1 protein-coding gene is annotated in these 402 nt (G+C 44.0%); it reads right to left on the bottom strand.

Going from position 1 to position 402, the window contains the following annotated elements:
* On the bottom strand, positions 1–402 hold a 402-nt coding region (locus AAEZ03_RS26095; protein ID WP_350582647.1), incomplete at both ends, for a hemerythrin domain-containing protein.

Here is a 402-nt window from a genome sequence, read left to right as displayed (position 1 = left end):
GCTTAATACTGTCTGGGCTTGCTTGATAAACAGCATCTAGCTCATCCTCTGTTAGATACTTTTCTACGATAGGATACAGTTCGCGCTCCTCAAAACGAATATGGTCGTATAGTAACGTGCCAAGCTCTCTAACTTGTTCTGTCGTTATAGACTGATTCGCCGTTTTTTGACCCGTATCTATCAGGGTCTGCAAGCGTTTATGCTGACCAGTAAGCGTCTCTAATACCGATGCTACTTCAGGTTGAGATGCTCGATAAGGCTCTAGGGCGTTGGCAATTAAATTGTCTTCAATCTGAAAATGACATTGCATATCGTCGATATAAGCGGTGAGATTATGCCAGTGCTTGGCAATCTCGTCAGTCGTGTCAGCGCATTCTTTCGCATGACGAGATAAGTTGAGAC

It is taken from the genome of Pseudomonas sp. HY2-MNA-CIBAN-0224 (assembly GCF_040310285.1).
Lineage (GTDB): Bacteria > Pseudomonadota > Gammaproteobacteria > Pseudomonadales > Pseudomonadaceae > Aquipseudomonas > Aquipseudomonas helleri.
The sequence above is the reverse complement of the archived record's forward strand: the minus strand, read 5'-3'. Positions and strand labels throughout refer to the sequence as shown.